The organism is Staphylococcus intermedius NCTC 11048, from assembly GCF_002902385.1.
Lineage (GTDB): Bacteria > Bacillota > Bacilli > Staphylococcales > Staphylococcaceae > Staphylococcus > Staphylococcus intermedius.
In genome coordinates, this window is record NZ_PPQH01000165.1 from 1 (window position 1) to 7,772 (window position 7,772).

The following is a 7,772-nucleotide window of genomic DNA, read 5'->3' on the forward strand; positions in this document are numbered from 1 at the left end:
ATTTATTCAGTAATAGTTTGAGTTCTTCTAAGTTTGTTTCTAGTGTCATTTGGACTCGTTCTTTCTTTCTACGTTTAAACATTGTTTCTCCTCCTTAATTTGTTTGTTCGATTGTTGTTTCTTGTAATGATTGCATATTTTTACACTCCTTTAAGTTGTATACTGGTATATCTCTATTCAATTTAAGTTCCCCTCTATCAGCTATTTCTCAAAATCTACCTGCACCAAGTATGAAAATGTTTGTGACTGTTTGTCTGAACTGCGGGAAAACCGAAATGTTCAATTTAGCTATTGCCAACATCTCTCACTAATAAATGATTCAGTTGCAATAGTTACTTTGTTCTTTCTGATAGCATTCCTAATCTCCTCCGCCAAGATGACGATTAGGAGTGCTATTTTTGTGTATTTGAGTAGTTGCATTTTTTCTCCTCCTTAATTTGGTTGTTCGATTGTGGGTAGAATGTCGTTGTCTTTAAGTAAGTCGTAAATAAACAGTCTGCCTTTTTGCGTCCACTTAGTGTTCATACGAACCGATGTGCTACCGTCTTTATGTTCAATCTCCGTTGTAGAAGAATGTGTGTAACCTTTGTCGTGTAGATTTGAATAAAGTAACCATTGTCCTGATTGTTTGTACTGGACTTTTAAGTCGTGTAATAACTTGTTAAGCGCTTGAGCCGACATACCATAATCTTTTGCGATTTGTCCGACTGTTACTAAACTCTTGTTATTTAAAATAGTGTCTAAATAAGATGCTTTCGGTTCGTATTCAGCAATCTTTTGTTTTTGCATGTTGTTTTCAAGTTGTAATGCCTGTTTTTCTTTCTGTTCCTCTATCCAAAGTTCAGCACGTTTGACTGGGTCTTCTATCATGTAACTTGCGATAGGTTGCGTTAGTTGACGTTCCATTTCTTCAAACTTATCAATATATGCTTCTTTAAAATCGTTATGACCTTGTATATTAAACATGTATAAATTGAAACCTTTTTTAGTTAATAAATATTCTTTGTAACTTCTGTTTTGTTTGCCACCTACTCTGTAAGTGCTAGCAATAATGTGAGAAGTCAAATGTGGCTTTTCAGAAATAATGCTCTCTAAACTCTTAATCACTTTTCCATGTTCTTTACCTAACTCTTGAGCAATCACTCGACTAGAAACGACTACTCCTAATTCTGAATTGTTTTCAATTTGTATTTTTTGTAATTCTTGCATATTGTTTATGCTCCTTTCGTGTATAATGTTGTTATCAACCTAAGGAGGTGATAAGTATGAATAAAGATGAAATTCTAGAAATCTTAGAGAAACATGATGTCGATAATGAAAATTTAGCTAGCGCATTAGCTGAAATTTTTCAACATTTACCGCATTCATCGGATTTTAAAGATGAAATGACTAACAATGTTTTAGACAAAATGGCTCGAGATTCAATGTTTTAATTTTCAAGGGCGTTTTTTAGCGCTCTATTTTTTGGTTCAATGCATGTTTGAGAATGCGGTTTTTAATATACTCAAATTTCTTAGATGAGTTTTGAATGGTTTTGTCTTCAATTAGTTTGTTTATAACCTCGCCATAATTCTTACTTTCATTCGCTATTGCTTGTATTTTCCTATCCACTAATTGATCCAATTCTTTAGATAAATTACCAAAGTGAGCTTTTTTCATTTAGCTTCCTCCTTTAAGTTGTTTTTTCTCCTAAAAACTTATTAACAAAGTACTGCTGTCCTTTTCCGGTAACTTTTGGTGTCTTGCTAATCGATGTGTGACCGTCTGAATGACTGATTGTGGTTTCTTTGATTTCAAACAATTCTCGTTCCATCGAATATTGAGTTGGCATGTTATAATCAACGCCTTTACGTTTAATGAGGAACCCATTTTGACGTAACCATTCGAATAATCTGCGTTGACCAATATCGACACCATTTTGTTTAATAATCTTTGCTAACTCACCAACTAGAATCGATGTTTTAGTTGTGGCTACCGCATCAGCAAATACGATTTTTGGTTTATCTCTTTCAATTTGAGTTTCTAGTTGTAGTATTGTGTTATTCGCTATTTTCAAAGCGCGTTGCATAACCATTTCTGGACTGTTCCATGCTTTCTCAATTTGGATAAAATATTGTCTTGCACGTTTACCTGGTTCACTTCGTTGAATCATTGCGATTTCTTTTGCAGTGTCTAGTGTGAGTGCGTGGTCAACATAATGAGTCATGTTGCCTTGAGCTGTTGCTCTTTTTTGAGCGATAGCTGTATAGTCCGTATTTTCTTCAAAACCATATTTCAGCATTCTAGGGAACCAATCTTTGTACGCTGTCTTAACCTCCAATGCTTGATGAAGTTCTCGACCACTAATTGCAATTTCTCCATTTTCTTTTTCTTGAATATTGAACATTTCTCCGATGTTGGGCTTAGTTTGTAATTCCTGCATCATTTGCCCTCCTTTTAAGCTTTTTGTTTGCGATTCGTGTACTTTGTAGGTAAAAAAATATCTCCAATGTTTTCATTGAAAAAGTCAGCAATAATAAACATTTCATCATTTTTAAACTGATGTTTTCCTATTTCTTTTAAACGATATCCTTCAGTAGATATATTCAGGAGATTAGCTAAGTCTTCTTGAGTACACTTTCTTTCTTTTCTAAGCCTTATTAAATTCCATTGCATGTTGTCACCTCCTGTTTACAAAATTAACTATACACGATTCGTGTACATACGTCAATACAAAAGTTTGCATTTCGTGTATTTTTTGTTGAATACCAAAAATAATTGGGATATAATATAGGTACATTTAGAGGAGGTAAGGAAATGGATAAAAAAGAATTAGCAAAATTTATAGGTAATAAAATCAGATACTATAGAACTAAAATGAATTTAACTCAAGACCAATTAGGAGAAAAACTTAATACTAAAAAAGCTACTATTTCAAACTATGAAACTGGCTATAGAACTCCTAAACAAGATGATTTATTTGAAATCGCGCATATATTAAATATTAGTATCGACGACTTATTCCCTAAGAGACATAATAAAAAGAGCGACATCACTTCCATCTACGACAAACTAACACCTCCTCGTCAAAAACGTGTACTAGACTTTGCTACTGAACAACTAGACGAACAAAATAACAAAGTTTTACATATCAACTCAAACAATATCGTTTCAGAAGAGGTCGCTGTATACGGATATGCTTCAGCTGGTACTGGAGAAACGTTAATAGATGGTGTCGAGTTTACAACACAATACAATGGGCACATACCTAATCATGACTTTGCACTGCAAGTCAATGGTGATTCAATGGAACCTATGTTTGAAGATAAAGAGATTATCTTTATAGACAAAACTAAACAAATCAACAGTGGACAAATCGGCATTTTTGTCATTGATGGTGAGGCTTATTTGAAAAAGGTGTTCATTAGCGATAAGGGTATACGCTTAGTTTCGTTGAACTCGAAATATCCTGATTTACATTTTGATAGTAGTCACGATATTAAAGTAGCGGGAAAAGTTATATTGTAGGAGGAATACACATGACTGAAGTGCAACGTTTAGAAGATGATGGAACTGAGTTGGTTCCTATCTACACATTAGAACAATTAGTATATAGAGTTAAAAACAATCTACCTATTACTAAAAAAGAAATAGATGAATACAATATCGAGCGTCCTTGTGACGCTTTATATAAAAACAATTTTTAAGGAGCGTAAAACATGAAGAGATTAATGTTTTTATTGTATGCTAGTTTGTTAGTTTTAAGTGCATGTGGAAACGACAAAAAAGAAAATGAAACAAAACAAGAAACTAAGGTGAATGAGGACAAACCTCAATTTACAAACGACACTTTAGTTATCGATGACGCGGTATTGAAAATCAAAGATACTTTTATCGTCAATGATAAAGACAGTGGTAAAAAGTCCGTTGTTTTTAAATATGAAGTTAAAAGCAAATCAGGTAGAGAAAACGTAGCGCCAAACACTATATTTATAGCTGGATTTACTGTCCTTCAAGATACTGAGAACTCACTAGCAAAGTTGGAAACAGGTACAACACCTACGACAGGGGAATTTGAAGAATGGTCACAACATGCTCATGATATGGTTAAAAAAGGCAAGACTGCTAAAGGTATTTTGGGCTATGAACTTGAAAACGACAATAATATAACTTTAAAAGCAACTAAAGGTATCGGTGGCAAAAAATTAGGAGAAAAAGAAATCGACTTATCTAAGTTGAAAACTGTCGACTACTCAGCCGTGAATGATATTGTTGATGAATTCAATGACTCGAACAGCCAAAACACATCATCAAACAATATTAACAACCAAGAAAACACTCAGGATCAAGTCGTTTATAAAAATAACGACACATCGACTGGAGCTGTCGATAATCAAAAAGCAACGCAACCAAAAACCGAAGAGTTACCGCAAAACGGTGTAGGTGGTCACCCATCAATTTATGACAAAAATATACCAAAACCATCAGAAAATAACGTAAAAACTGATGAGAATGGTGACGAATACTACGATGCAACAAGCGAATAAAATTAGGTTAGCACGCTAGCCTTTTTATTGGATTGGAGGTTGAGGGATGGAAAGAGAAGAATTATTGCGTATTTCAAACAAAAATTTTAAATATGTTCAAGATAGCCAACTAAAAAATATATGTATATGGACTCTTGGTGCTTTGAATATTCAAAGTTCTTAAGAAATGAAGTGAATAACACAAAAAGTCATCAAAGAAGAAAATATAAAACCTATAAACGAGGTGCAATCGTTTATGCTAAATTAGGTATTAACATAGGCAATGAGTTTTCTGGTAATCATTTTTGTGTTGTTTTAGATAAAAAAGATAACCGTTTTAATTCTACGCTAACTGTAATTCCTCTGACTTCAAAAAATAATAAGTTTAATATTTTAGTAGAAGAAGACTTAATACAAATATTTAGTAAGTACATTAATAATCAATATCAAACCTTAGCTAATAACCTTTTGTCACTCGCAGAAGAATATTTAAGCGTTGAATCTTTAAAAGATGCTTCAGTAAAGGAGTCCATTAGAGAACACGAACTTACATTTCAAAAGATGCAAGAATTAGAAAGGAGATATGAGAGATATAGCGATAAAAGGACTTTTGCTAATATAAATCAAATTACTAACATAAGCAAAGATAGAATTAATGTACTTAATGAATATGACCCTATTGGTCAATTGCATTATAGTGAATATACATTAAATCAAATAGACAGAGCAATAGTGAAACAATTCACTAACATTAAACTTGAATAGTTACTGATTTCCTGTTAATATAATAATAGATTAATCCTTGAAAAAGAGGACTTTACATTATATCAACCCTTGAAAGAGAGGGCTCACAGGAAGTGCACTTGTACTTCCTGTTTTTTTATGCAATTTACGGGTACCCCCACGTACCCTTATTATTTTTTACTATTTTTGAGGAGGAATGGTGAAATGGCATCATTTACAGTAACAAAACGGAAAAATAAAACATCATCATCATGGCAATATGATGTTAAACACCCCTCTTTTAAGTCGGGTAAGAAACGCAAATCAGGCTTTAAAACTAAAGCTGAGGCGGTTAATGCAGCGCAGCAACTCATACGTGATTTAGAAGATGGTAATGCGATTGACGATAAGACATTCAAAGAGTATTACAATGATTGGGTTGAAATAAAAAACAAGAAAAATTTATCTAAACGTCAATTTTATTGGTATGAACGTTCTATTAAGCTGTTTGAAGAATATTTCGGTACAGGTATATTGATTAAAAATATCACACGTACAGAATACCAAAAATTTTTAAATGGTTATGGTGAGGGACATACGGATGAGACTGTGCGTAAAGTGCATGGTTGCTTATCTCGTTGTTTACGAGATGCGCTATATGATGGCTATTTGAAGAAAGACCCTACCTATAATGTGGAAGTCAAAGGAACGAAAAAATCAAAAGAAGAAGCTACAAAATTTATGACAATAAAACAATACGAACAGTTGATTGAGTATTTTAAAACACGTAATGAAGAAAGTTATATTTTTCTTTTCATTTTAGCAATTACAGGAGCAAGATTTAGTGATGCAATTAATATGGTAGATATAGATTTAAACGAAAAGGATGGCATTATACATTTACGAGGTACTAAATCGGTTAATGCTGATCGTTTTGTAGAAGTTTCGCAAAAAGATATAAAACTCATTAAGTCTAAGCTATCAAACCTACCGAAACGTGTTGATGGTAAGCTGTTTAAATTAAGTCATACGGCTGTGTCTAAATCATTCAATCACGCTAAAAAAGAAACTGGATTAAAAGATGACACTATAACTCCTTACGCATTACGGCATACCCACACATCTTACCTACTTTCAAAAGGAATACCAATTGAATATATCAGCAAACGCTTAGGTCATTATAAAATATCTGTTACACTTGATATTTATTCCCATCTGCTCGACGAACATAAAAAAGAGCAAGGTCAACGTGTCAGAGAAATATTTTCTTGACACATATTTGACACTTGCTTTTCAAAAATCCTATTAAATCAATGGTTTCAAGCTATAATTTACGGAAACGGAGGGATTCGAACCCTCGCGCCGCTTTCGCGACCTACACCCTTAGCAGGGGCGCCTCTTCAGCCAACTTGAGTACGTTTCCATGGCTCCACAGGTAGGACTCGAACCTACGACCGATCGGTTAACAGCCGATAGCTCTACCACTGAGCTACTGTGGAATAACTTTTTCAATCACAAATATTATTATATCAACATCACTGAAGAAATCAAGAGTTAAAAGCAAAAAAGTTAACGGAACATTTACACTATGCGTATATAAATTCCGCTAACTTTACACTTTATAAAAGAAATCGTATTGATTAACGTGTGGGTTCTCTCATAAGCAATCAACATCATGTTCATGCAGCACAAAAATTTAATTCAAATGGCAATAGCTACAAGTAATTCGCTTTTTTCTTCTTTTCTGCTAACTCTCTTTTTGCATTTTCTAATAAGGCATATTGCGATAGCGCTTCAAAAATATTAAAAGGTTGTTGGTCATAATCTATCGGTTTTTCAGGGTTATGCGTTTGTACTTGATTAGACCTTCCTACTAAGTAAGCGAAATATACACAATTCAAAAGCTGATGCTTAACACTGTGATGTGAAATGGGCAATGTTACGGTTAAATCATTGGCAAAAGTGACTTTACAACGGGCGCCTTTTAATGGTTTAAGTTTGACTACATAATGCATATTGAGCCAACTGTTTTCAGGAACCCTGTCCGAGTGAGTGGGGAAAAAGTAGGTTTGATAAATCGGAGTGAGCAATATTGGTGTTTTGTTGGAGATATTGGCGATGCGTTTAGCTTGTGCTTTTCTTCCAGAGTATGATTCACCATAATGTCTACAACTACGCTCAATAATACGTTGGGCACGATCATGAATAATAAAATAATCGCCATCGTATCTATAGATTTCCGTACTCATCAGCGTACCATCAGGGCCATCTACTGGTCTTAAAAACATATCTCCCTTACTAATTGCATACTTGATGTTGGATTTTTGGTCCATAATAGAACCCTCCTATCTCTTAAGGTGTAGGCTCTCTCTATCTAATTCTAATTATATGAATATTCTGAATAAAGTCAATGACATTTTGTAAATATAAGGATAATATTACAAAAATTCGATAAAAAAAGGACTTAATTACTTTAAAAATTCTGAAAATTCATTGCATTTTATGGTATAGTTCGTTATACTATTTAATAACTTAGTAGTATGC

The 7,772-nt window shown here is 33.5% G+C and carries 11 protein-coding genes and 2 tRNA genes; 6 read left to right on the forward strand and 7 right to left on the reverse strand.

Annotation, left to right across the window (positions count from 1 at the left end; genetic code table 11):
- Window positions 1-432 precede the first annotated feature (432 nt).
- Window positions 433-1,209 carry a phage antirepressor KilAC domain-containing protein gene (locus tag CD138_RS13905; RefSeq protein ID WP_019168456.1) on the reverse strand — a complete coding sequence of 259 codons (777 nt, stop codon included), beginning with the start codon at window positions 1,207-1,209 and terminating at the stop codon, window positions 433-435.
- Between the two features lie 56 nt (window positions 1,210-1,265).
- On the opposite strand from CD138_RS13905, the gene CD138_RS14465 reads away from it, so the two are divergent.
- Entirely contained in the window at window positions 1,266-1,433 is a 168-nt protein-coding gene (locus tag CD138_RS14465; RefSeq protein ID WP_019168457.1) for a hypothetical protein, read from the forward strand.
- Window positions 1,434-1,449: 16 nt separating this feature from the next.
- Here CD138_RS14465 and CD138_RS13910 read toward each other — a convergent pair whose 3' ends face one another.
- From CD138_RS13910 to CD138_RS13920, 3 genes are read right to left on the reverse strand one after another with little or no spacing between them, the layout of a single operon-like run.
- Complete coding sequence (locus CD138_RS13910) at window positions 1,450-1,659, reverse strand: hypothetical protein (RefSeq protein WP_019168458.1); 210 nt, start codon at window positions 1,657-1,659, stop codon at window positions 1,450-1,452.
- Between the two features lie 13 nt (window positions 1,660-1,672).
- Window positions 1,673-2,422: a phage antirepressor KilAC domain-containing protein gene (locus CD138_RS13915; protein ID WP_019168459.1), complete on the reverse strand. Its 750-nt coding sequence runs from the start codon at window positions 2,420-2,422 to the stop codon at window positions 1,673-1,675.
- A 14-nt stretch (window positions 2,423-2,436) separates the two neighbouring features.
- Window positions 2,437-2,655, reverse strand: coding sequence for a helix-turn-helix transcriptional regulator (locus tag CD138_RS13920; RefSeq protein WP_019168460.1), 219 nt, complete (start codon window positions 2,653-2,655; stop codon window positions 2,437-2,439).
- Between the two features lie 141 nt (window positions 2,656-2,796).
- Between CD138_RS13920 and CD138_RS13925 the strand changes: the two genes are divergently transcribed.
- The 5 genes from CD138_RS13925 to CD138_RS13940 all read left to right on the forward strand — a co-directional run bounded on the left by CD138_RS13925 (window position 2,797) and on the right by CD138_RS13940 (window position 6,500).
- Window positions 2,797-3,507, forward strand: a complete 711-nt coding sequence (locus CD138_RS13925) for an XRE family transcriptional regulator (RefSeq protein WP_019168461.1) — start codon at window positions 2,797-2,799, stop codon at window positions 3,505-3,507.
- An 11-nt stretch (window positions 3,508-3,518) separates the two neighbouring features.
- Window positions 3,519-3,686 (forward strand): hypothetical protein, encoded by a 168-nt coding sequence (locus CD138_RS14470; RefSeq protein ID WP_167414227.1) that lies wholly within the window; start codon window positions 3,519-3,521, stop codon window positions 3,684-3,686.
- Between the two features lie 12 nt (window positions 3,687-3,698).
- Window positions 3,699-4,526 carry a DUF5067 domain-containing protein gene (locus CD138_RS13930; protein ID WP_103266028.1) on the forward strand — a complete coding sequence of 276 codons (828 nt, stop codon included), beginning with the start codon at window positions 3,699-3,701 and terminating at the stop codon, window positions 4,524-4,526.
- Between the two features lie 171 nt (window positions 4,527-4,697).
- On the forward strand, window positions 4,698-5,270 hold the full coding sequence (locus CD138_RS13935; RefSeq protein WP_019168464.1) for a type II toxin-antitoxin system PemK/MazF family toxin: 573 nt from the start codon (window positions 4,698-4,700) through the stop codon (window positions 5,268-5,270).
- 183 nt (window positions 5,271-5,453) lie between these two features.
- A complete protein-coding gene (locus tag CD138_RS13940; RefSeq protein WP_019168465.1) occupies window positions 5,454-6,500 on the forward strand; it encodes a tyrosine-type recombinase/integrase in 1,047 nt (348 codons plus the stop codon).
- Between the two features lie 62 nt (window positions 6,501-6,562).
- Here CD138_RS13940 and CD138_RS13945 read toward each other — a convergent pair.
- The 3 genes from CD138_RS13945 to CD138_RS13955 form a co-directional block, all read right to left on the reverse strand.
- Window positions 6,563-6,651 (reverse strand) — tRNA-Ser (locus CD138_RS13945).
- Between the two features lies 1 nt (window position 6,652).
- Window positions 6,653-6,727: transfer RNA gene (locus tag CD138_RS13950), tRNA-Asn, on the reverse strand.
- Between the two features lie 216 nt (window positions 6,728-6,943).
- Window positions 6,944-7,561 carry a competence protein ComK gene (locus tag CD138_RS13955; RefSeq protein WP_019168466.1) on the reverse strand — a complete coding sequence of 206 codons (618 nt, stop codon included), beginning with the start codon at window positions 7,559-7,561 and terminating at the stop codon, window positions 6,944-6,946.
- Window positions 7,562-7,772: the final 211 nt, after the last annotated feature.